At 72.4% G+C, this 21,064-nt stretch carries 18 protein-coding genes; 10 read left to right on the top strand and 8 right to left on the bottom strand.

Translation table 11 applies throughout. The annotated features are described in order from the left end of the window. The first annotated feature begins 113 nt into the window (after positions 1–113). Positions 114–527, top strand: coding sequence for an ATP-binding protein (locus AMK16_RS16385; RefSeq protein WP_073915363.1), 414 nt, complete (start codon positions 114–116; stop codon positions 525–527). Here AMK16_RS16385 and AMK16_RS16390 read toward each other — a convergent pair. Genes AMK16_RS16390 through speB form a run of 5 tightly spaced genes read right to left on the bottom strand, consistent with a single transcriptional unit; the run spans position 511 to position 6,504 of the window. Then, positions 511–1,203 (bottom strand): hypothetical protein, encoded by a 693-nt coding sequence (locus AMK16_RS16390; RefSeq protein WP_073915366.1) that lies wholly within the window; start codon positions 1,201–1,203, stop codon positions 511–513. The two genes, AMK16_RS16385 and AMK16_RS16390, sit on opposite strands and share 17 nt — an antisense overlap. Next, the gene (locus AMK16_RS16395; RefSeq protein ID WP_073915369.1) at positions 1,175–3,325 is read right to left on the bottom strand and encodes a hypothetical protein; all 2,151 of its coding nucleotides are present in this window, start codon (positions 3,323–3,325) and stop codon (positions 1,175–1,177) included. The genes AMK16_RS16390 and AMK16_RS16395 overlap by 29 nt, the downstream gene beginning before the upstream one ends. 7 nt (positions 3,326–3,332) lie before the next feature. Then, complete coding sequence (locus tag AMK16_RS16400) at positions 3,333–3,776, bottom strand: hypothetical protein (protein WP_073915372.1); 444 nt, start codon at positions 3,774–3,776, stop codon at positions 3,333–3,335. 60 nt (positions 3,777–3,836) lie between these two features. Next, entirely contained in the window at positions 3,837–5,522 is a 1,686-nt protein-coding gene (locus tag AMK16_RS16405; RefSeq protein WP_073915375.1) for a thiamine pyrophosphate-binding protein, read from the bottom strand. 19 nt (positions 5,523–5,541) lie between these two features. After that, positions 5,542–6,504, bottom strand: coding sequence for an agmatinase (speB, locus tag AMK16_RS16410; protein WP_030655465.1), 963 nt, complete (start codon positions 6,502–6,504; stop codon positions 5,542–5,544). Between the two features lie 125 nt (positions 6,505–6,629). Between speB and AMK16_RS16415 the strand changes: the two genes are divergently transcribed. The 3 genes from AMK16_RS16415 (at position 6,630) to AMK16_RS16425 (ending at position 10,397) form a co-directional block, all read left to right on the top strand. Continuing rightward, on the top strand, positions 6,630–8,204 hold the full coding sequence (locus tag AMK16_RS16415) for a helix-turn-helix domain-containing protein (RefSeq protein ID WP_107417149.1): 1,575 nt from the start codon (positions 6,630–6,632) through the stop codon (positions 8,202–8,204). Positions 8,205–8,329: 125 nt separating this feature from the next. Next, entirely contained in the window at positions 8,330–9,487 is a 1,158-nt protein-coding gene (locus tag AMK16_RS16420) for an acyl-CoA dehydrogenase family protein (RefSeq protein ID WP_073915382.1), read from the top strand. A 31-nt stretch (positions 9,488–9,518) separates the two neighbouring features. Then, a complete protein-coding gene (locus AMK16_RS16425) occupies positions 9,519–10,397 on the top strand; it encodes an acyl-CoA thioesterase (RefSeq protein ID WP_073915385.1) in 879 nt (292 codons plus the stop codon). A 22-nt stretch (positions 10,398–10,419) separates the two neighbouring features. On the opposite strand, the gene AMK16_RS16430 is transcribed toward AMK16_RS16425, so the two are convergent. From AMK16_RS16430 to AMK16_RS16440, 3 genes are all read right to left on the bottom strand, one after another. Then, on the bottom strand, positions 10,420–11,280 hold the full coding sequence (locus AMK16_RS16430; RefSeq protein WP_073915388.1) for a DUF4253 domain-containing protein: 861 nt from the start codon (positions 11,278–11,280) through the stop codon (positions 10,420–10,422). Between the two features lie 124 nt (positions 11,281–11,404). After that, positions 11,405–12,217: a phosphatase gene (locus tag AMK16_RS16435; RefSeq protein ID WP_073915391.1), complete on the bottom strand. Its 813-nt coding sequence runs from the start codon at positions 12,215–12,217 to the stop codon at positions 11,405–11,407. Between the two features lie 56 nt (positions 12,218–12,273). Beyond that, entirely contained in the window at positions 12,274–12,852 is a 579-nt protein-coding gene (locus tag AMK16_RS16440; RefSeq protein WP_073915394.1) for an SACE_7040 family transcriptional regulator, read from the bottom strand. A 99-nt stretch (positions 12,853–12,951) separates the two neighbouring features. On the opposite strand from AMK16_RS16440, the gene AMK16_RS16445 reads away from it, so the two are divergent. The 6 genes from AMK16_RS16445 to AMK16_RS16470 all read left to right on the top strand — a co-directional run bounded on the left by AMK16_RS16445 (position 12,952) and on the right by AMK16_RS16470 (position 20,954). Continuing rightward, complete coding sequence (locus AMK16_RS16445; protein WP_073915396.1) at positions 12,952–14,568, top strand: carboxyl transferase domain-containing protein; 1,617 nt, start codon at positions 12,952–12,954, stop codon at positions 14,566–14,568. A gap of 16 nt (positions 14,569–14,584) precedes the next feature. Further along, positions 14,585–16,705, top strand: coding sequence for an ATP-binding protein (locus tag AMK16_RS16450; RefSeq protein ID WP_073915399.1), 2,121 nt, complete (start codon positions 14,585–14,587; stop codon positions 16,703–16,705). A gap of 11 nt (positions 16,706–16,716) precedes the next feature. Then, a complete protein-coding gene (locus AMK16_RS16455) occupies positions 16,717–17,634 on the top strand; it encodes a hydroxymethylglutaryl-CoA lyase (RefSeq protein WP_073916207.1) in 918 nt (305 codons plus the stop codon). A gap of 7 nt (positions 17,635–17,641) precedes the next feature. Further along, positions 17,642–18,802 (top strand): acyl-CoA dehydrogenase family protein, encoded by a 1,161-nt coding sequence (locus tag AMK16_RS16460; protein ID WP_073915402.1) that lies wholly within the window; start codon positions 17,642–17,644, stop codon positions 18,800–18,802. Between the two features lie 144 nt (positions 18,803–18,946). After that, positions 18,947–19,984, top strand: coding sequence for an ABC transporter substrate-binding protein (locus AMK16_RS16465; RefSeq protein ID WP_073915405.1), 1,038 nt, complete (start codon positions 18,947–18,949; stop codon positions 19,982–19,984). Positions 19,985–20,024: 40 nt separating this feature from the next. After that, a complete protein-coding gene (locus tag AMK16_RS16470) occupies positions 20,025–20,954 on the top strand; it encodes a siderophore-interacting protein (protein WP_073915408.1) in 930 nt (309 codons plus the stop codon). The last annotated feature ends 110 nt before the right edge of the window (positions 20,955–21,064 follow it).

The raw sequence follows: 21,064 nt of genomic DNA on the forward strand, positions 1-21,064 counted from the left end.
TAGGCGCGAGCCACTCCACACCACTCCTACGGGGGATCTGTCCGGACATCTCTTGCGGCGGGCGGGGGCCACCCCTTTGACTCCCGACTGAGATATCTAGACAGGTGGCCCTCATGACCTTCTCTCTCGCCGACGAGATCTTCTGGATCGTGCCGTGCGGCCCGCACGCGCCGGGACGGGCGCGTACCCTGCTCCGCGGACAGCTCGCCGCGTGGGACGTCTGCCCCGACGCCGCCTCGACGGCCGAGCTGCTGCTCTCGGAGCTGGTGACGAACGCCCTCCGGCACGCCCGGGCTCCACAGGGCCGGGACATCGGCGTCCGGCTCGCGAGGTACGACGGCGTACTGCGCGTGGAGGTGGCCGACGCGGGCCCTGTGGTCGCGCTCGCGCCCCGGGCCCCGACGGAATGGGACGAGGCCGGCCGCGGCCTCGCGATCGTCGCGGCGCTCGCCCTGCGGTGGGGCTGCTGCCCGCGGCGCCACGGCATCGGCAAGGCCGTCTGGGCCGAGGTCAGGGGCTGGGGCTAGGCACCGGCTTCACCACGGGGGGCTTCTCCAGGGGCATGTTCTCGCAGCCGAGGGCTTCGGTGACGCGGCGGGCCATCAGGTAGGTGAAGGCGGTCTGGCGGTCCCGGGCCGTCTGGTCGATGTCGGTCCGGCCGATGTTGGACACGTACGAACCGTCCGCGTAGAGCCACGCCGACTTCGACGCCTCACCGCGCTCTCCCGGCATATCACACTGGACGTACAGCTTCGTGTGGGTGTCGCTGGTCTCTCCGAAGGCATCGTTCGCCTCATACGGAACGCCCTTGGAGCTGGAGGACTCCTCGTCCTTGGAGGCTCTCGGAATCCATCCGAACCCGAACATCGCTCGATCGCCTCTTTTCTGAGTCCCCGGGATGTAGGCACAGGAGTACACCGGAAGCGTCTCCTTCGCCGTGCCCGCCCCGGACAGCTCGTTCTCCAGCTTCTCCGCCAGGCGCCCCGTCCGGTTGTGGATCTCGGTCACGAAAGCATCCGTGCGCAAGATCTCCCGCAGGAGCTCCCACTCCTGCGAGGACGCGACGACCTCACAGGGGTGATCGACCTCGGCCTCGGGCTCGCCCGTGGTACACGACGCGAGCATCAATCCGCAGACGACCGCGACCGCCGATCGCCCGAGAGCCTTGGTCACGTCACGGCTGGAGGTGCGCACGAGCAGCATCCCGTCCCGAGGTGTAGCCCTCGTTCGCCTCGTTCTTGGCGTGGTCGAACGCGGGATCACCGCCGATCTTGCGATCACGGCCCCACGCATCCAGCATTTCGTTGGTCGCCTGCACGCCCGCTCCGTAGTTGTTGCTGGAATCCTTCTTGCTCTGTGCCTCGGCGTCGTCCTTCATGTCCTCGACCCACTCGTACTTGAGGGAGTCGATCAGTGAGCCACCGAGCGTGCCCACGACCGGGATCTCGCCGATGAGCCCGTTCGCGGCGGCAGCAGTGTGTTCGGACGTGCCCTCCGCCCACTTGACCGCGTCGTCTTCCTTGTCCTTGTAGACGTCGGCGCCGATGCCGTTGAGTGCGCCGTTGGCCGCGCCGATGTCATGGGCGATGTTGTCCCAGTCCGCGCTCACCCCGTGCAGGTCGCTCTTGTACGGGGCGGCGGCCTCGAGCTGCCCTGCCCCGTACGCACGCTCCGCCTCGACCATGAGAGCGAATGCCGGGCCGTCGTCGGCGATGCCGCGCATCACGCGGACCAGGCTGCCCTGGCCGACCGCGATCTGGGCCTTGTCGCCCGAACCGTAGATCGAGTCCTTGCCGTTGACGCTGCCCAGGTCGGAGTTCTGGCCGCCGAGGATCTCGTGGGTGTCGGCCACGTAGTCCACCAGCGCCTTCGCCATCGGCTGCTGCAGGCCCTGCAGGTCCTCCGGGAACTCGTCCCCGCCCATCTCTTCGTCGAGCAGCCGGATGGCGTTGTGCATCACCCGCGCCTGGCCCTCGGTGTGCGGGCCGGGCGGGCCGAGCTTCTCGCCGTCCGTGTGACCGGTCGCCGCCGCCTGGATGGCGGCTCCCAGACCCGCGGTCTTGTCGCCGCCGTCCATCTCGATCGGCGGGCCGACAGCGGTCGGCATCCAGGGTTGCGGCATGTCGCGCTCGGTGAGCAGGTACTTCAGGTGTTCGTTCTTGTTGCCGGGCGCTTCGGGGTCGAGAAAGTACGTGGCCGAGTCCGGGTCCTTGGCCATGATCCCGAGCAGGCCGTCCAGCGGGTCCGCCACCAGGTTCGGGCGCTGGCCGTCGTAGGCGTGGTCGAACATGTTCTCGTTCGACTTCTCGGCCTCGATCATGCCGTCGCCGAGGTCGCTCAGGAACTGCTTGCCGTAGCCGTCGCCGTTACCCATGAGGGTGACCAGCGTCTGGTAGCCGTTAGCCGGGCGCTGGTTGCCGGTGATGTTCTCTGCGCCGTGTTCCTTGAGCCCGTTGACGAACGGCTTGTAGGCGTAGCTGCCCGGGTCCTTGGTGCCCGAGGCGATCGTCCCCGCGAGGCCGGCGTTGATCGACTCGTAGAGCTTCTTGTCGGCCGCCGACGCCCCGCGGTCGTTGGACGCCAGGTTCATCTGGTCCGCGAGCAGCAGGGTGTCCTCGGCCCCCAGCGAGTTCAGGTACGCCTCGCTGAAGTGCTTGTCCCCGGAGTTCTGCTTCAGGACCTCGTTGTAGTGCCGCAGCTCCTCCGGGGAGGCCTTGCCGTCACGGATCTTCTGGGTGAGGGCCAGTGCCTCCACCGCCTCGACGTCATTGACGGGTTTGGCGTTGAAGCCGAACACGGCCGTGCCGTCCGCGCCGGACGCGTTCATCAGCGCGACCTTGACGTCGGCGTCGAACTCCGTGACCGCCTTGACCGTGTCCGCGATCCGCTGTGTCCAGGACCGCTCGACCTCGGGGAGGTCGGGATCGTGCCGCACGGCGTTCGCGGTGGCCGGATCGGCCTTGGAGAAGTCGTAGCTCGCGATGCCGGCGTCGGAGACCTTCATTCCGGCGGTCTTGGCGTCCGCTACGGCCGACACCACCCGGCCCTTGAGGTCCGTGAACCGGGCGTACGCGTCACGGAGCAGGGACTCCATGGCCAGGGCCTCCTTCTGCGCCGCCGCGAACTCCTGGCGCGTCATGGAGGAGTTGGTGGCGGCGGTGGTGGCGCTGGAGCCCAGCCAGCCGTTGCCCGCGGAAACGCTCTGGACCTCGTCCTTGTAGACGTCCTCCATGGTCTTGAACTGCGTCGCCATGGCCTTCCAGCCGTCGGCGGCCGTGGTCAGGGCGGAGAGGTCCGTCTGCAGGATCTCGGTGTAGTTCGGCACGTCTCCCCTAGATTCCGTCGACCTTGGACTGCGACTGCACGGGCTGGAAGGACCGGCCCGTCAGCTGGTCGTTGCCCGTGAACAGGTTCGACGCGCCGCGCAGCGCTGTCTTCTCCGAGTCGAGGCGGCCCATCAGGCGCTTGACCTGGTCGTCCCAGTGGGCGTGCGCCTTCGTCAGGCCGGCCGCCGTCTCCCAGCCGCCGAAGGCCTTGACCGCGTTCTTGGTCGGTTCGTCGGCCGCGTCCGCCGCCTTCGTGGTGCCGGGCTGCAGGACGTTCTCGATGGTGTTGGCCGCCTTCTTCTTCTCGGGCGGGGCCGTGGCCAGCACCCCGTAGCCGGGCGCCGTCGAGCCGCCCTGGTCGGCGGGGAGCTGGTTCAGCCGCATCTGCGGCGGCGGCCCGTCGGTCGGGGCCGTCTGCCCGTGCCGGCCCCACTCTTCCTCGAACGACATCGTTCCCCCTCGTACGCGCCCGCTTGATCAAACCCACCCTAGGGGGCCGGGGCGCCCCCCTCAGGCGTGCGTGGGGGCGAACATCCGCAAGGTGACCGGAAGTACCACCACCGAAGGGCCGGGGGTGGACAGCGCCCGCGCCAGGTCCGTTCGGAGGGACTGGGGGGTGGTGAGGGATGCGGGGACGCCGAAGGAGGTGGCCAGGGCCACGAAGTCGGGGCGGGTGAGGTCCGTGGCGGTCGTGCGGCCGTCGAAGGACTGCGTCATGCACTCGCGCAGGATGCCGTAGCCGCCGTCGTCGACGATCAGCCAGGTGACGTCCAGGCCGTGCTGGACCGCGGTGGCCAGTTCGGCGATCGAGTACATCGCGCCGCCGTCGCCCGAGACGGCCAGGACCGGGGTGCCCGGTTCCGCGACGCAGGCGCCGAGGGCCGCCGGGAAGGCATAGCCGAGGCCGCCCGCGCCCTGGGCCGAGTGCATGGTGTTGGGGTGCTTCGCGTCGAAGGCCGACCACGCCCAGTAGGACAGGATCGTCATGTCCCAGAAGGACGGGGAGCGCGGGGGGAGGGCCTGGCGGACCGAGGTGAGGAGCTGCCGCTCCAGGGCCACGTTCTGGGTTTCCAGGCGGGCCTCGATGTCCGACAGGACCATGCGGACGCGCTCCGGGGCGTACGGGTCCTCGCGCTCGGCCACCGTCTCCAGCAGGGCTTGGAGGCCCAGGCGGGCATCGGCGTGGATGCCCAGGCCCGGGTGGTTGGACTCCAGCTTGCCGAGGTCGGCCTCGATCTGGACCACCCGGCCGGCGGGCAGGAAGGTGTGGTAGTTGGAGGACAGCTCGCCCAGCCCGGAGCCGACGACGAGCAGGACGTCCGCGTCCTCCAGGAAGTCGGTCATGTGGCGGTCCTCCAGCCAGGACTGGAGGGAGAGCGGGTGCGTCCACGGGAAGGCGCCCTTGCCGCCGAAGGTGGTGACCACCGGCGCGTTCAGGCGCTCGGCGAGCTGCCGCAGCTTGCCGGCCGCGTCGGCGCGGACCACACCGCCGCCCGCGATGATCACCGGACGGGCGGCACGCTCCAGCCAGTGGGCGGCCAGGGCGGTGAGCTCGGGCCGCGGAGCGAGCTCGTGGGGAGTCGCGTCCATGCCCGTGACCTGCGGAACGAGGGTCTCCGCGCGCAGCACGTCCTCGGGGATCTCCACCCAGACCGGGCCGTGCGGGGCGGTGAGCGCCGATTCCCAGGCCTCGGCGAGCGCCGAGGGGATCTGGGAGGGGGTGCGGGCCGTGTGGACCGACTTCACCACCTCCCGGAAGGAGGCGGACTGGTCGCGCAGTTCGTGCAGGTGGCCCCGGCGGCCGCCGCCCAGGCCCGCCACCGGCACCTGGGAGGAGATGGCGAGGACCGGGGCCGAGGCGGCCGCCGCCTCCGCCAGCGCCGGCAGCGCCATGAGCGCACCCGGCCCGGTGGAGAGGAGCAGCGGCACCGCCTCGCCGGTGATCCGGCCGTAGGCGTCGGCGGCGAAGCCGGCGTTGTTCTCCGTACGCAGGCCCACCAGCCGCAGGTCGGAGCGTCCGACCGCGTCGAACAGGCCGAGCGCGTGCTGGCCGGGCAGCCCGAAGACGGTGGTCGCGCCGAGCGAGCGCAGCGTTTCCACGACCAGGTCCCCGCCCGTCCGGCCCGGCGGGGGCGCCAGGGCGGCGGCCGTCTGGGCCTCGGTGGGACGGAGTACCAGGTCGTGGTCGTGCGTCACGTGCGCTTACTCGCCCTTCTTACTTCGCCTTCGCGGCGGCGATCTGACGGCTCATGATCGTGGTGAGCTCGTACGCGGTGTGGGAGGCCGCCACCGAGGTGATCTCCGCGTGATCGTACGCCGGGGCGACCTCGACGACATCGGCGGAAACGAGGTTGCAGGAGGACAGGCCGCGGATGATCTCCAGCAGCTCGCGGGAGGTCATGCCGCCCGCCTCGGGGGTGCCGGTGCCGGGCGCGTGGGCCGGGTCCAGCACGTCGATGTCGATCGAGATGTACAGCGGGCGGTCGCCGATGCGCTGGCGCAGCTGGTCGGCGACCTCGTCGGCGCCGCGCCGGTAGACGTCGGCGGAGGTGACGATGCCGAAGCCCATCTTCGCGTCGTCGTCGAGGTCCTGCTTGCCGTACAGCGGGCCGCGGGTGCCGACGTGGGAGAGCGCCTCGGTGTCGAGGATGCCCTCCTCGACGGCGCGGCGGAACGGGGTGCCGTGGGTGTACTCGGCGCCGAAGTAGGTGTCCCAGGTGTCCAGGTGCGCGTCGAAGTGCAGCAGGGCGACGGGGCCGTGCTTCTTGGCGACGGAGCGCAGCAGCGGCAGGGCGATGGTGTGGTCGCCGCCGAGGGTCATCAGGCGGGAGCCGTTGCCGAGCAGCTCGTCGGCCGCGGCTTCGACCGTCTCGACGGCCTCGTTGATGTTGAAGGGGTTCACGGCGATGTCGCCGGCGTCCGCGACCTGCGCGAGGGCGAAGGGTGAGGCGTCCTGGGCCGGGTTGTACGGGCGCAGCAGGCGGGAGGCCTCGCGGATGGCGTTGCCGCCGAAGCGGGCGCCGGGGCGGTAGGACACGCCGGAGTCGAAGGGCACGCCGACGACGGCGACGTCGGCGGAGCCGACCTCGTCGAGGCGCGGCAGCCGGGCGAAGGTCGCCGGGCCGGCGTAGCGCGGGATGCGGGAGGAGTCGACGGGGCCGCGCGGCTGCGTGCTCATGGGGGGTGCCCTTCTGGAGGTCCTGCGGTTCCTGCTGGTGCGGTTCTTCGAGCGTAAGCGGGCCGTCGGCGGGTGGGGAGTGTACGTTTCATCCACCTGGCCGATCTGAAATGTACGGAGTATCCATGCCCGGTCTTCCCAGCGGTCCGGAGCACGGCAACGGCTGCGCCGGGAGCCCTGACGGTGCCCTTGCCGGGTCGCCCTCCGGGGAGCCGCTCACCCCACCGGTCCTCCTCGGCGGCCTCCTCGCCGAGCGCGCGCTCGGTCTGCGCCACCTCGCCGGGCCCCGGACGGCGGAGGTGCACGGGGTGCACGCTTCCGAGATGGCCGACCCGACCCCGTACCTGCTGGGCGGGGAGCTGCTGCTGACGGCCGGGGCCGCGCTGACGGAGGCCGGCGCCCCGGCCTATGTCGGCCGGCTCGCCCGCGCCGGAGCCGCCGGGCTCGGTTTCGGCGTCACCCCGGTGCACGAGGTCGTCCCGCCGGGCCTGGCCGGGGCGTGCGAGCAGTACGGCCTGCCGCTCGTCGAAGTCCCCCCGGGGACCCCCTTCACGGCGGTGGCCCGTACCGTCGGGCGGCTGATGGCGGAGGCCCGCACGCGGGAGCTGCGCCGGATCACCGAGGCCCAGCAGTCGCTGGCCGCCGCGGCCACCAGGCCCGATCCGGTGCCGGCGGTACTGTCGCGCCTGGCGGGGAGCCTGGGGGGCCACGTCGTCCTCTTCCCGCCCGGGCGGCAGACGCCCGGGTCTGCGGCGCGGCAGACGCCCGGGCAGGCCCCCGCGACCCCGGCAGTGCAGACCCCCGGGCACTCGGCCGGGCAGGCCCCCGGGTCGCCGGGGCGGCAGGCGGCCGGGCGGGCGCTGCCGCCCGAGGCCGCCGAGGCGCTGTCCGCCCTGCCGGCCCGTCTCGGGCCGCCCGGCGGCGCGGCCACCGCCACCGACTCCGCGGCGGGCTGGGACCTGGCCGCCTACACCCTCGGCGACGGGCCCGTCCTCGGCGTGGCGCGTCCCGGGCGCACCCCCGGCGACCACGCCATCACCGCGATCGCCGCCGTGCTGCTGACGTTGCTGGCCGCGCCCCGGCCCGAGGGGGACGCGGCCGCGGCCCTCACCCGGCTCCTGCTCGGCGGGGATCCCGCCGCGGTCCTGGCCCCCGGCCCCTGGCACGTCGTCCACGCCCGCGGCTCGGGGGACCCGCAGACCCTCGCGGCCGCGCTGGGCACCGTACTGCTCGATGCGCGCGAGCGCGGCGTACGGCTGCTCACCGACCGGGAGCCCGCCCCGCAGCCCGGCTGGCGGCTCGGGGTGAGCGCCCCGGCCGCGCCCTCCGCCCTGGCCGCGGCCGACGCCCAGGCCGAGCGCGCCCTGGTCCGGGCCGAGGCTGCCCGCACCCCCCTGGCCCGCCACACCGACCCCGGCCTGGCGGGCCTGATCGGCGAAGCGGAGTCCCGGGCCCACGCCGAGGCCCTGCTCGGACCGCTCCCCCCGGCCCTGCGCGAGACCCTCCGGGCCTGGCTCGCCCACCACGGCGGCTGGGACCGCACCGCCACCGCCCTCGGCGTGCACCGCAACACCGTCCGCCAGCGCATCGCCCGCGCGGGCACCCTGCTGGACCGCGACCTCGACGACCCCGACAGCCGGATGGAACTGTGGTTCGCGCTACGCACCCTGGACACGGGGAACAACCCGCCGGTAACTTAATCTGAGCAAGCGCTTAGACCTCAGCCGTCCAACCGCTCGCCAGCCACCGATCGAGTCACCACGACGGCGCGCAACCACCTCCGCGGGAGCGGTGGCGGTTTGGCCGCAAAGAAGGGGAGGCGGCCGTGCGCCGTACCGTATTCAACGAGGACCACGAGGCGTTCCGCGAGACCATCCGCGCCTTCATCGAGGCCGAGGTCGTCCCCGTCTACGACGAGTGGTTCCAGGCCGGCCAGGCGCCGCGCGACTTCTACTACAAGCTCGGCGAGCTGGGCGTCTTCGGCATCAACGTCCCCGAGGAGTTCGGCGGCGCGGGTCTGGACACCCACAAGTTCGAAGCCGTGCTCTACGAGGAGACCTCGCGCGCCGGCGTGAACTTCGGCGGATCCGGCGTGCACGTGCTGCTCGCCCTGCCCTACATCAAGATGCTCTCCACCGACGAGCAGAAGAAGCGCTACCTGCCGAAGTTCGTCTCCGGCGAGGAGATGTGGGCGCTGGCCATGACCGAGCCGGGCACCGGCTCCGACGTCGCCGGCATGAAGACCACCGCCAAGCTCTCGGAAGACGGCAGCCACTACGTCCTCAACGGCGCCAAGACCTTCATCACCGGTGGTGTGCACGCCGACCGCGTGATCGTCTGCGCCCGCACCTCCGCCCCGCGCGAGGACGACCGCCGCTTCGGCATCTCCCTGTTCGCCGTGGACACCAAGTCCGAGGGCTACTCGATCGGCCGCAAGCTCGACAAGCTGGGCCTGCGCACCTCCGACACCGCCGAGCTGGCGTTCGTCGACGTGAAGGTCCCGGTCGAGGACCTGATGGGCGAGGAGAACAAGGGCTTCTACTACCTCGGCGCCAACCTGCCCTCCGAGCGCTGGGGCATCGCCTTCGGCGCCTACGCCCAGGCCAAGGCCGCCGTCCGGTTCGCCCAGAACTACGTGCAGGAGCGCACGGTCTTCGGCAAGCCCGTCGCGCACTTCCAGAACACCAAGTTCGAACTGGCCGCCTGCCAGGCCGAGGTCGACGCCGCCGAGGCCGTCGCCGACCGCGCCCTGGAGGCCCTGGACGCCGGTGAGCTGACCGCCGCCGAGGCCGCCTCCGCGAAGCTCTTCTGCACCGAGGTCGCGCACCGCGTCATCGACAAGTGCCTCCAGCTGCACGGCGGCTACGGCTACATGAACGAGTACCCGATCGCCCGCCTGTACGCCGACAACCGCGTGAACCGCATCTACGGCGGCACCAGCGAGGTCATGAAGTCCATCATCGCCAAGTCGATGGGCCTGTAGGGATCCCGGGCAAAGCACCCGCTCCTTCACCGTGAACGACGCACTGACGACGCTCCTCGATCTGCTCGACCTGGAGCAGATCGAGGAGAACATCTTCCGCGGTACCAGCCGCTCGGCGCTGGTACCGCGCGTCTTCGGCGGGCAGGTCGCCGCCCAGGCGCTGGTGGCGGCCGGCCGCACCGTGCCCGAGGACCGCGCCGCGCACTCCCTGCACTCGTACTTCCTGCGCGCCGGGGACCCGGGCGCACCGATCGTGTACTCGGTGGACCGGATCCGCGACGGGCGCTCCTTCACCACGCGCCGCGTCGTGGCCGTGCAGCACGGCCAGCCGATCTTCCACCTCTCCGCGTCGTTCCAGACGTACGAGGACGGCCTGGACCACCAGGCCGCCATGCCGTCCGCCCCCGACCCGCAGACCCTGCCGACGGCGGCCGAGGCCCTGCCCGCCTACCGGGACGTCTTCCGCGACCCGGACACGGTGGAGCGGCTGATCGAGGCACGCGGCGCGGTGGACCTGCGCTACGCCACGACCCCGCCGTGGGGCAGCATCGGCGAGCCGGTGGAGCCGCGCTCGCAGGTGTGGTTCCGTACGGCCGACAAGCTGGAGAGCGACGACCCGCTGCTGCACACCTGCCTGGCGACCTACGTGTCCGACATGACCCTGCTGGACTCGGTGCTGCTCGCGCACGGGCGCGGCGGATGGGCGGTGGGCGACGTGGTCGGGGCCTCGCTGGACCATGCGATGTGGTTCCACCGGCCGTTCCGCGCGGACGAATGGCTGCTGTACGACCAGGAGTCCCCCTCGGCGGCGGCCGGGCGCGGCCTGGGCCAGGCCCGGATCTGGACACAGGACGGCCGCCTCGCGGTGACGGTGATCCAGGAGGGTGTCGTACGCGTCCCGCGTGCGTGACGCACATCGCGGCCGGCGGGCCTCAGTCCCACCAGAAGCCCCAGTGGTTGCTGCCGGTGACCGCTTCGTCCGCGTAGGCGCGGATGCTGCCGGAGCCCTGCCGGACGTTGTCCGGGCAGAACGCGAAGTGTTCCGCCGCGACGGGCAGCGCCCGGGCTGTCGTAGCCGGCGGGGCCGCCACGGACACCTGGAGCTCGTCGAAGCCGAGGGCGACGACCCGGGCGCCGAAGCGGTCCTCCCAGGAGCGCAGGACCGCGCTGATGAGTGCGGTGTCGTTCTCGTGGTTCGCCGGTCCGCACCAGCCCATCGCGGTGGGCACGTCGGCCGCGCGGCCCGCGGGGACCAGCGCGAGCCGGGGGCTCGGCAGGACACCGCTCGTGATCAGCTCGTCCGCGAGCTCGCAGGCCGCGGCCTCGGCATCCGCCGCGTCCGGCCCGCTCTCCGCTCCCGGCTGCGCGAGCCCCGGCCAGTCCCTGCCGAACGGGGCGATGAGCTCCTCGCCGTGCGCCCCCTCCTCGGGATCGGGGACCACCCCGGTCCAGAACTCGCGCAGCACCGGCCCGGCGTGGTGGTCGTCGGGGTCCGACATCCGCCGCGGCGCGAACTCCCGCTCCGTCCACCACCGCTCCAGTCCCCGGCGTCCCTGGAACAGCACGGCCTGGAGCCCGGCGGACGCCGTCGCGGGGTTGCGGTACGCGGCGAGTCCCCCGGTGCCCACGGCCCCGTCGGACACCCACAGCAGCGGCTCGGGCGCCCTGCGCCACCTGCGCCGGCCGGGTTTGTCAATGACCGTCCCGGGCGGCAGCCGGAGCCCCAGCGAGCGTCCTCGGGGGTCGGCGGCCAGGACGGACAGCGGGTTGTGGGCGCGCGGAGGCCTCGGCATGGGGCGACCGTAACGGCCGCCGCCGACAACGGGCTACGAGCGCCGCCGGCACCGCGCCTTCACCAGACCCCGCCCCTTCACCAGGCCCCCGCGCCTTCCGCCGGCCCCGCGCCTCCAGCCGGCCCTACGCCTCCAAGAGGCCCGCCGCGTCCAGCAGGTAGGCGACCATCGGGTCGTAGAAGCGCGGGTCGCGGACGTGGTCGTCCAGCGGGACCGCCACCTGCAGGGTGCCCTCGGCCTCGCCGAGGAAGAGCGCCGGGTCGTTGCAGTCGGCGTAGCCCACCGCGTCCAGGCCGCGCTGGGCCGCGCAGCCCGCCCAGCCGTGGTCGGCGACGACCAGGTCCGGCTGGGGGCGGTGCTCCGCGGCGAGCCCGTCCAGGATCGCGGCCATCGGCTCCGGCGAATGGGTGTGCCACAGGGTCGCGCCGCGCTCCAGCACGGCGATGTCCGCGAACTGCCAGACCGAGCCCTCGTCGGCCGTCAGCCCGGCCGGGATGACCACGATCTCGCAGCCCGCCGCCCGCAGGGCCGCCGCCGTGGCCCGGTGGACGTCGAGGAGTCCGCCCGGGTGCCCGGTGGCCAGCAGCACGCTCTGCCGGTCCAGCGCGGCCTTGCGCAGCCGCGCCGCCAGCCGGTCCAGTCCGGCCACGGTGAGCTCCGGGTCGATGGTGTCCTGGCCGTGGCGGAACTGCGGGTCGTCCACGACCCCGCACCGCTCGGCCATCACCGCGAGCACGTCCTGCTCGTCCGTCCAGCGGTCGCCCAGCTCCAGGCCGAGCCAGTAGTGCCGGTCGCCGTTGGCGAGCTTCCTGTAGTGGGAGAGGTTGTTCTCGCGCGGGGTCGCGACCTGCCCGGCGATGCGGGTGCGGACCAGGTGGTCGACGAGTTCGGCGCGGCTGGGTACGGGCGTCTCTATCGGCTTCGGCATGCCGCCCATTCTGCCGCCGCGCAGGCGGAGGCGGCGCGTCCATCCCGGTCGGCGGACGCGCCCCGTCACACCGACAGCGCCCCGAACGCCCCGTGGGCGAGCCGCCGGAGCAGTGACTCCGTCGCCTCCCGCCCCAGGGCCGCCAGGTGGGGGGTGGAGTTCAGCAGGCCGAAGACCGCGTGCACGCAGACGCGTACCTCGACCTCGCCCACCTCCGGATGCAGGGCCCCCACGACATCCACCCACAGCTCCGCGTACTGGCGCTGGAGCTGGCGCACGAGCTTGCGGTCGGCCTCCCGGAGCCGGTCGAGCTCCCGGTCGTGCAGGGTGATCAGCGCGCGGTCGTCGAGCGCGAAGTCGATGTGCCCGTCGATGAGGGAGGACAGCACCAGGGCCCGGTCGCCCGCGGCTTCCTCCACCCGGCGCCGGCCGCCGGTCAGCAGTCGTTCGCTGATGCCCACCAGCAGCTCGGCGAGCATGGCGTCCTTGCCCGCGAAGTGCCGGTAGAGGCCGGGGCCGCTGATGCCGACCGCGGCGCCTATCTCATCGACTCCCACGCCGTGGAACCCGCGCGCGGCGAAGAGGCGGGCGGCCTCACGGAGGATCTGCTCGCGACGGGTCGGGGCGGCCGCTCTGGTGCTCATGGGAGACCATTCTAGACAGGGCCGTTAGCGCTCGTTAACCTAAGGCACACATGCGTTAACGCTCATTAACAGCGTGCACCGAGCAAGGGAGCTCGACCGATGCAGCAGGCACCAGTGCTGACGAGCGCCGCGGACCCGGCGTCCGAGGCCTGGCGGACCAACGAGGCCGCCCACCGCGAGCTGACCGAGGGCCTGCGGGCCCGGCTCGACGCGGCCCGGCTCGGCGGCGGCGAGAAGGCCCGCGCCCGCCACACCGCCCGCGGGAAGCTCCTCCCGCGCGACCGCGTGGACACCCTCCTCGACCCCGGATCCCCCTTCCTGGAGCTGGCCCCGCTGGCCGCCGAGGGCATGTACGGGGGCGCGGCGCCCGCCGCCGGGGTCATCGCGGGCATCGGCCGGGTCAGCGGCCGCGAATGCGTGATCGTCGCCAACGACGCCACCGTCAAGGGCGGCACGTACTACCCGATGACCGTCAAGAAGCACCTGCGCGCCCAGGAGGTGGCCCTGGAGAACCGTCTCCCCTGCCTCTACCTGGTCGACTCGGGCGGCGCCTTCCTCCCCATGCAGGACGAGGTCTTCCCCGACCGGGAGCACTTCGGCCGCATCTTCTACAACCAGGCCCGCATGTCCGGGGCCGGGATCCCGCAGATCGCCGCCGTCCTCGGCTCCTGCACGGCGGGCGGCGCGTACGTTCCGGCCATGAGCGACGAGGCCGTCATCGTGCGCGGCCAGGGCACGATCTTCCTGGGCGGCCCGCCGCTGGTGAAGGCGGCCACCGGCGAGGTCGTCACCGCGGAGGAGCTCGGCGGCGGCGAGGTCCACTCCCGGGTCTCCGGCGTGACCGACCACCTCGCCGAGGACGACGCGCACGCGCTGCGGATCGTACGGAACATCGTGGCGACCCTGCCCGAGCGCGGGGCCCTGCCCTGGTCCGTCGAGGCGCCCGAGGAGCCGAAGGTGGACCCGTACGGGCTCTACGGCGCGGTCCCGGTCGACTCCCGCACCCCGTACGACGCCCGCGAGATCATCGCCCGGATCGCGGACGGCTCGCGCTTCCAGGAGTTCAAGGCGGAGTACGGGCAGACGCTGGTCACCGGCTTCGCGCGGATCCACGGGCACCCCGTCGGGATCATCGCCAACAACGGCATCCTGTTCTCCGAATCGGCCCAGAAGGGCGCGCACTTCATCGAGCTGTGCGACCAGCGCGGGATCCCGCTCCTCTTCCTCCAGAACATCTCCGGCTTCATGGTCGGCCGGGACTACGAGGCCGGCGGCATCGCCAAGCACGGCGCCAAGATGGTGACGGCGGTGGCCTGCACCCGGGTTCCGAAGCTGACGGTGGTGGTCGGCGGCTCCTACGGCGCGGGCAACTACTCGATGTGCGGGCGGGCGTACTCGCCGCGGTTCCTGTGGATGTGGCCCAACGCCAAGATCTCGGTGATGGGCGGCGAGCAGGCCGCCTCCGTACTGGCCACGGTCAAGCGGGACCAGATCGAGGGCGCCGGCCAGGAGTGGCCGGCCGAGGACGAGGAGGCCTTCAAGGCCCCGGTCCGCGCGCAGTACGAGGAGCAGGGCAACGCCTACTACGCCACCGCCCGGCTGTGGGACGACGGGGTCATCGACCCGGTGGAGACCCGGCAGGTGCTGGGACTGGCCCTGACCGCGTGCGCGAACGCCCCGCTGGGCGACTCCGCTTTCGGCATCTTCCGTATGTGACGTGAGGACCTCTTCGATGTTCAGCACTGTTCTGGTCGCGAACCGGGGCGAGATCGCGGTACGGGTCATCCGCACGCTGCGGCAGCTCGGCATCCGCTCGGTGGCCGTCTTCAGCGACGCGGACGCGGACGCCCGCCATGTGCGGGAGGCCGACACGGCCGTCCGCATCGGCCCGCAGGCCGCCGCCGAGAGCTACCTGTCGGTGGAGCGGCTGCTGGATGCGGCCCGCCGCACCGGCGCCGAGGCCGTCCACCCGGGTTACGGCTTCCTCGCGGAGAACGCGGCCTTCGCGCGGGCCTGCGCCGAAGCCGGGCTGGCCTTCATCGGGCCGCCGGCGAGCGCGATCTCCCTGATGGGCGACAAGATCCGGGCCAAGGAGACGGTCAAGGCCGCGGGCGTGCCCGTCGTGCCCGGCTCCTCCGGCAGCGGCCTGAGCGACGCCGAACTGGCGGCGGCCGCCGCCGAGATCGGCATGCCGGTGCTCCTGAAGCCCTCGGCGGGCGGCGGCGGCAAGGGCATGCGGCTCGTGCGGGACGCATCCGTACTGGCCGAGGAGATCGCCGCGGCCCGCCGCGAGGCCCGCTCCTCCTTCGGCGACGACACCCTGCTGGTCGAGCGGTGGGTGGACCGGCCCCGGCACATCGAGATCCAGGTGCTGGCGGACGCGCACGGGAACGTGGTCCACCTGGGCGAGCGCGAGTGCTCGCTCCAGCGCCGGCACCAGAAGGTGATCGAGGAGGCGCCGAGCGTCCTGCTCGATGAGAAGACCCGCGCGGCGATGGGCGCGGCAGCGGTCGAGGCCGCGCGCTCGTGCGGGTATGTCGGAGCGGGCACGGTGGAGTTCATCGTCCCGGGCGGGGACCCGTCCTCCTACTACTTCATGGAGATGAACACCCGCCTCCAGGTCGAGCACCCGGTGACCGAGCTGGTCACCGGGCTGGACCTGGTGGAGCAGCAGCTGCGGGTGGCGGCCGGGGCGCCGCTCGGCTTCGAACAGTGCGAGGTCGCCCTCACCGGGCACGCGATCGAGGCCCGCGTCTGCGCCGAGGACCCGGCTCGGGGGTTCCTGCCGTCGGGCGGTACGGTCCTGGCCCTGTCCGAGCCGTCGGGCGGGGCGGTGCGCACCGACTCCGGCCTGCTGGCGGGCGTACCGGTGGGCTCGGCGTACGACCCGATGCTGTCCAAGGTCATCGCCTACGGCCCGGACCGCGCCGCCGCCCTGCGGGTGCTGCGCGGCGCCCTCGCGGACACGGTGATCCTCGGCGTCCAGACCAACACCGGCTTCCTGCGGCGTCTGCTGGCCCACCCGGACGTCGTCTCGGGCGACCTGGACACGGGCCTGGTCGAGCGCGACCTCCCGTCCTTGCTCCCGGACGGCGTCCCGCCAGAGGTGTACGCGGCGGCCGCGCTGCTGAACGTCCCCCGCCCCGCCCCTTCCCGGCCCGCTCCCCAGACGCCGGCGGGGCCGACCGGTGCGGCCTGGGTCGACCCCTTCGACGTGCCGAGCGGCTGGCGTCTGGGCGGCGCCCCTGCCTGGACGGTCCACCACTTCCGCCTCCCGGGCCAGGAACCGGTGGCGGTCCGCACCCGCCCGTCGGGTTGCGACACGGAGGTGCTCCTCGCGCCCGCACCCGCCGCCGGCAGCGGCGCCGGACCGGATCCAGCCTCGCCGGCGTCTGCGGCGCAGGGTCCGGGACAGCGCCACGGCGCACCGGCCCGCGCCCGCATCGTGGACCGCGCGAGCGGCGCCGTCACCGTCGAACTGGACGGGGTCACCCACCGGTTCAGCCACGCCGACTCCCCGGAGGGGACCTGGCTCGGCCGCGACGGTGACAGCTGGCACCTTCAGCGCCACGACCCCGTCGAGGCGAACCTGAGCGGCGCCGGACGCGGCGGCGCCGACACGCTGGCCGCCCCCATGCCCGGCACCGTCACCGTCGTCAAGGTGGCCGTGGGCGACGAAGTGGCGGCCGGCCAGAGCCTGCTCGTCGTGGAGGCGATGAAGATGGAGCACGTCATCTCCGCCCCGCACGCCGGGACCGTCACCGAACTCGACGTCACCCCCGGGACCACGGTGGCCATGGACCAGGTCCTCGCCGTCGTCACCCCCCGCACCGACGAGGAGGGCGACGCGTGAACGGCCTGCCCATGACCGTCCCCGACCCGGGCCTGCCGTCCCGGGTCCGGATCCACGAGGTCGGTGCCCGCGACGGGCTCCAGAACGAGAAGACGGCCGTCCCCACCGCCGTCAAGGCCGAGTTCGTCCACCGGCTCGCCGCAGCCGGCCTGACCACCATCGAGGCCACCAGCTTCGTCCACCCCAAGTGGGTACCGCAGCTGGCCGACGCCGAGCAGCTCTTCCCGCTCCTCGCCGACGTGCGGGCGCAGCTTCCCGTCCTGGTCCCCAACGAGCGCGGCCTCGACCGGGCCCTCGCCCTCGGTGCCTCGCGCATCGCGGTCTTCGGTTCGGCCACCGAGACCTTCGCCTCGCGCAACCTCAACCGCACCGTCGCCGGGTCCCTCGCCATGTTCGAGCCCGTCGTGGCCCGCGCCAAGGAGCAGGACGCCCATGTGCGCGGCTACCTCTCGATGTGCTTCGGCGACCCGTGGGAGGGCCCCGTCCCGGTCTCCCAGGTGGTCTCCGTCGCCACGGCCCTGCTCGGCCTCGGCTGCGACGAGCTGAGCCTGGGCGACACCATCGGCGTCGCCACCCCCGGCCACGTCCGGGCCCTGCTCACCGCGCTGGGCGAAGCCGGGGTCGCCACCGAGCGCATCGGTGTGCACTTCCACGACACCTACGGCCAGGCGCTCTCCAACACCCTGGCCGCACTCCGCTTCGGCGTGACCACCGTCGACGCCTCCGCCGGCGGCCTCGGCGGGTGCCCGTACGCCGAGAGCGCCACCGGCAACCTCGCCACCGAGGACCTGGTGTGGATGCTCGACGGCCTCGGCATCGAGACCGGCGTCGATCTGGCCGCCCTCACCGCCACAAGCGTGTGGATGGCCGAACAGCTGGGCCGGCCCAGCCCCTCCCGTACCGTCCGCGCCCTCTCCCACAAGGAGTAGTCACACCATGTCCCTCGACCACCGGCTCACCCCCGAGCACGAGGAACTCCGCCGTACCGTCGAGGAGTTCGCGCACGACGTCGTGGCGCCGAAGATCGGCGACCTGTACGAGCGGCACGAGTTCCCGTACGAGATCGTCCGCGAGATGGGCCGCATGGGCCTGTTCGGCCTGCCCTTCCCGGAGGAGTACGGCGGCATGGGCGGCGACTACCTCGCCCTCGGCATCGCCCTGGAGGAGCTGGCCCGCGTCGACTCCTCCGTCGCCATCACGCTGGAGGCCGGGGTCTCCCTGGGTGCGATGCCCCTCTACCTCTTCGGCAGCGAGGAGCAGAAGCGCCAGTGGCTGCCCCGGATGTGCTCCGGCGAGATCCTGGGCGCCTTCGGCCTGACCGAGCCTGGCGCGGGCAGCGACGCGGGCGGCACCCGCACGACTGCCGTCCGCGAGGGCGACGAGTGGGTCATCAACGGTTCCAAGTGCTTCATCACCAACTCCGGTACGGACATCACCGCTCTGGTGACCGTCACCGCCGTGACCGGCCGCAAGGCGGACGGCCGCCCGGAGATCTCCTCGATCATCGTCCCGTCCGGCACACCGGGCTTCACGGTGGCGGCCCCCTACTCCAAGGTCGGCTGGAACGCCTCGGACACCCGCGAGCTGTCCTTCGACGGCGTACGGGTCCCGCTGGCCAACCTGGTGGGCGAAGAGGGCCGCGGCTACGCGCAGTTCCTGCGGATCCTCGACGAGGGCCGCATCGCCATCTCCGCGCTCGCGACGGGTCTGGCCCAGGGCTGCGTGGACGAATCGGTGAAGTACGCCAAGGAGCGGCACGCCTTCGGCAAGGCGATCGGCGACAACCAGGCCGTCCAGTTCAAGCTCGCCGACATGGAGATGCGCGCCCACATGGCCCGCATCGGCTGGCGCGACGCGGCCTCGCGGCTGGTCCGCGGGGAGCCGTTCAAGAAGGAGGCGGCGATCGCGAAGCTGTACTCCTCCACGGTCGCGGTGGACAACGCCCGCGAGGCCACGCAGATCCACGGCGGCTACGGCTTCATGAACGAGTACCCGGTGGCCCGCATGTGGCGCGACTCCAAGATCCTGGAGATCGGCGAGGGCACCAGCGAGGTCCAGCGCATGCTGATCGCCCGCGAACTGGGCTTCGCCGGCTAGTGCTGTGAGGTCCGCTCCGGCGGCGGACCGCAAGAGGGGGCCCGGGTAGTTAGAGCCCCCTTACCCTTTCTGGCCAAGGTTAGGCTAACCTTCCCAGCGAACGGCTAGAGAGGCCGCCCGGCACGCACGAAATCGGACACCGACATGCCCAAGTCCCGCACCCTGCCCCTGACCCGCCGCGGATTCATCGCGGCGGGCGGTGCCCTCGGCCTCGTCGCGGCGCTGGCCGCCTGCGGCGGTACCGACTCGGCGAAGGGGGACGGGGGGGCGGACAAGGCGGCCGCGGCCTCGGGTCCGTGGTCCTTCAAGGACGACCTCGGCAAGGACGTCAGCACGAAGTCCAAGCCGAAGAACGTCGTCGCCTTCACCGGCACGGCCGCCGCGCTGTACGACTACGGCGTGCCGGTCAAGGGCGTCTTCGGTCCCACGAAGACCGCCGACGGCAAGCCCGACGTCCAGGCCGGTTCGATGGACATCTCCAAGGTCGAGATCCTCGGCAACGTCTACGACGAGTTCAACGTGGAGAAGTACGCGGCCCTCCAGCCCGACCTCCTCGTCACCAACACGTGGGACGGCACCTACTGGTACGTGCCCGAGGCGTCCAAGGACAAGATCCTGAAGCTGGCCCCGGCCGCCGCGATCTCCGTGGGCGGCGACGCCACCCTGGACAAGGCGCTGGAGCGCACCGCGGACCTCGCCAAGTCCCTCGGCGCCGACCTGGACGCCAAGACCACCGTCGACGCCAAGGCCCGCTTCGAGGCCGCCGCCGCGAAGGTGCGCGAGGCCACCAAGGCCAACCCGGGCATCAAGGTCCTCGTCGGCTCCGGCTCGGCCGACCTCTTCTACGCCTCCTCGCCGAAGACCTCCGCCGACCTCAAGTACTTCGAGCAGCTGGGCGTCGAGTTCGTCACTCCCGAGAAGCTGGACGAGGGCGGCTTCTTCGAGAGCCTCAGCTGGGAGAACGCCGGCAAGTACAAGGCCGACGTCATCCTGCTCGACAACCGCACCGGCACCCTGCAGCCCCAGGACCTGAAGTCCAAGGCCACCTGGGCCGAGATGCCCGCGGTGAAGGCCGGCCAGGTCATCCCGCGGGTCACCGAGCCGATCTACTCGTACGACAAGTGCGCCCAGATCCTGGAGGACCTCGCGAAGTCCCTCCAGAGCGCCAAGAAGGTCGGCTGACCACCCTTCACTCCGGCTGATTCCCAGGGGGACCCTCCGCATGACCGTCACCGCCTCCGAGGCCCCGGCCGCCGCGCACTTCCGCTTCTTCGACTGCGAAGTGCTCCGCACGCGCCGCCTCGGCCACTCCTTCCTGCGGGTCACCTTCGGCGGGGAGTCCCTCGCGGGCTTCCGTTCGGGCGGCTTCGACCAGAGCCTGTCGCTCTTCCTGCCGCCGCCCGGACGGGAGCACACCGTGCTCCCGTCCACCGACGAGGACACCTGGTTCGGCGCCTGGCGCGCCATGCCGGAGGCGGAGCGGCCGGTGATGCGCTCCTACACGGTGCGCGCCCAGCGCCGTACGCCCGCTGGTGCGGACGAGATCGACATCGACTTCGTGCTGCACGGGACCGGCACCTCGGCCGCCGGCGCGGCGGACTCCCCCGCGGCCCGCTGGGCCGGGCAGGCGGTCCCCGGCCGCCGGATCCTCGCGATCGGGCCGGCCGTGGCGCAGAACAAGTCCGTCCGGTTCCAGCCGCCGCCCGGCACCGACGCGATCTGGATGTACGCGGACGAGACGGCGCTGCCCGCCGCGGCCGCGATCCTGGAACGGCTGCCCGCGGGCACGGCGGTCCGGGCCTGGTTCGAGGTTCCGCACGAGGACGACCGGCTGGCGCCGGCCACCCGGGCCGACGCGGACATCACCTGGATCGTGCGCGAGGGCGCCGGCCGGGAACGGACCGGGCGGGTGCTGGACGCGCTGCGCTCGACCGCGACCGCGACCGCGGCCCCCGCGGCCCCGTACGCATGGCTGGCGGGCGAGGCGGGCACCGTCCGCGCGGTGCGCCGCCACCTCGTGCAGGAACGTTCCGTCGATCGCCGGGCGGTGCGCTTCACCGGGTACTGGCGGCTGGGTGCGAGCGAAGAGGAGCTGCTCGCCGAGGCGTACGCGGGCCGGGCGGCGAGCGAGGACCCGGCTTCGGAGCTGTAGCCCAACCACCCTGCGGGGCAGGGGAATGCGGACAGATGGACCCCGGCTTCTGGCCGGGGTCCATCTGTATTTGGATCACAAGTTAGGTTAGGCTAACCTAAACACATCCC

This window comes from Streptomyces sp. CB00455, from assembly GCF_001905445.1.
GTDB lineage: Bacteria > Actinomycetota > Actinomycetes > Streptomycetales > Streptomycetaceae > Streptomyces.

Bases quoted from the DNA above. Each gene is read 5' to 3' on its own strand.
- AMK16_RS16385 (WP_073915363.1), top strand. From the start codon at position 114: ATGACCTTCTCTCTCGCCGACGAGATCTTCTGGATCGTGCCGTGCGGC.
- AMK16_RS16390 (WP_073915366.1), bottom strand. From the start codon at position 1,203: ATGCTGCTCGTGCGCACCTCCAGCCGTGACGTGACCAAGGCTCTCGGG.
- AMK16_RS16400 (WP_073915372.1), bottom strand. From the start codon at position 3,776: ATGTCGTTCGAGGAAGAGTGGGGCCGGCACGGGCAGACGGCCCCGACC.
- speB (WP_030655465.1), bottom strand. From the start codon at position 6,504: ATGAGCACGCAGCCGCGCGGCCCCGTCGACTCCTCCCGCATCCCGCGC.
- AMK16_RS16415 (WP_107417149.1), top strand. From the start codon at position 6,630: ATGCCCGGTCTTCCCAGCGGTCCGGAGCACGGCAACGGCTGCGCCGGG.
- AMK16_RS16430 (WP_073915388.1), bottom strand. From the start codon at position 11,280: ATGCCGAGGCCTCCGCGCGCCCACAACCCGCTGTCCGTCCTGGCCGCC.
- AMK16_RS16435 (WP_073915391.1), bottom strand. From the start codon at position 12,217: ATGGGCGGCATGCCGAAGCCGATAGAGACGCCCGTACCCAGCCGCGCC.
- AMK16_RS16440 (WP_073915394.1), bottom strand. From the start codon at position 12,852: ATGAGCACCAGAGCGGCCGCCCCGACCCGTCGCGAGCAGATCCTCCGT.
- AMK16_RS16445 (WP_073915396.1), top strand. From the start codon at position 12,952: ATGCAGCAGGCACCAGTGCTGACGAGCGCCGCGGACCCGGCGTCCGAG.
- AMK16_RS16450 (WP_073915399.1), top strand. From the start codon at position 14,585: ATGTTCAGCACTGTTCTGGTCGCGAACCGGGGCGAGATCGCGGTACGG.
- AMK16_RS16455 (WP_073916207.1), top strand. From the start codon at position 16,717: ATGACCGTCCCCGACCCGGGCCTGCCGTCCCGGGTCCGGATCCACGAG.
- AMK16_RS16460 (WP_073915402.1), top strand. From the start codon at position 17,642: ATGTCCCTCGACCACCGGCTCACCCCCGAGCACGAGGAACTCCGCCGT.
- AMK16_RS16465 (WP_073915405.1), top strand. From the start codon at position 18,947: ATGCCCAAGTCCCGCACCCTGCCCCTGACCCGCCGCGGATTCATCGCG.
- AMK16_RS16470 (WP_073915408.1), top strand. From the start codon at position 20,025: ATGACCGTCACCGCCTCCGAGGCCCCGGCCGCCGCGCACTTCCGCTTC.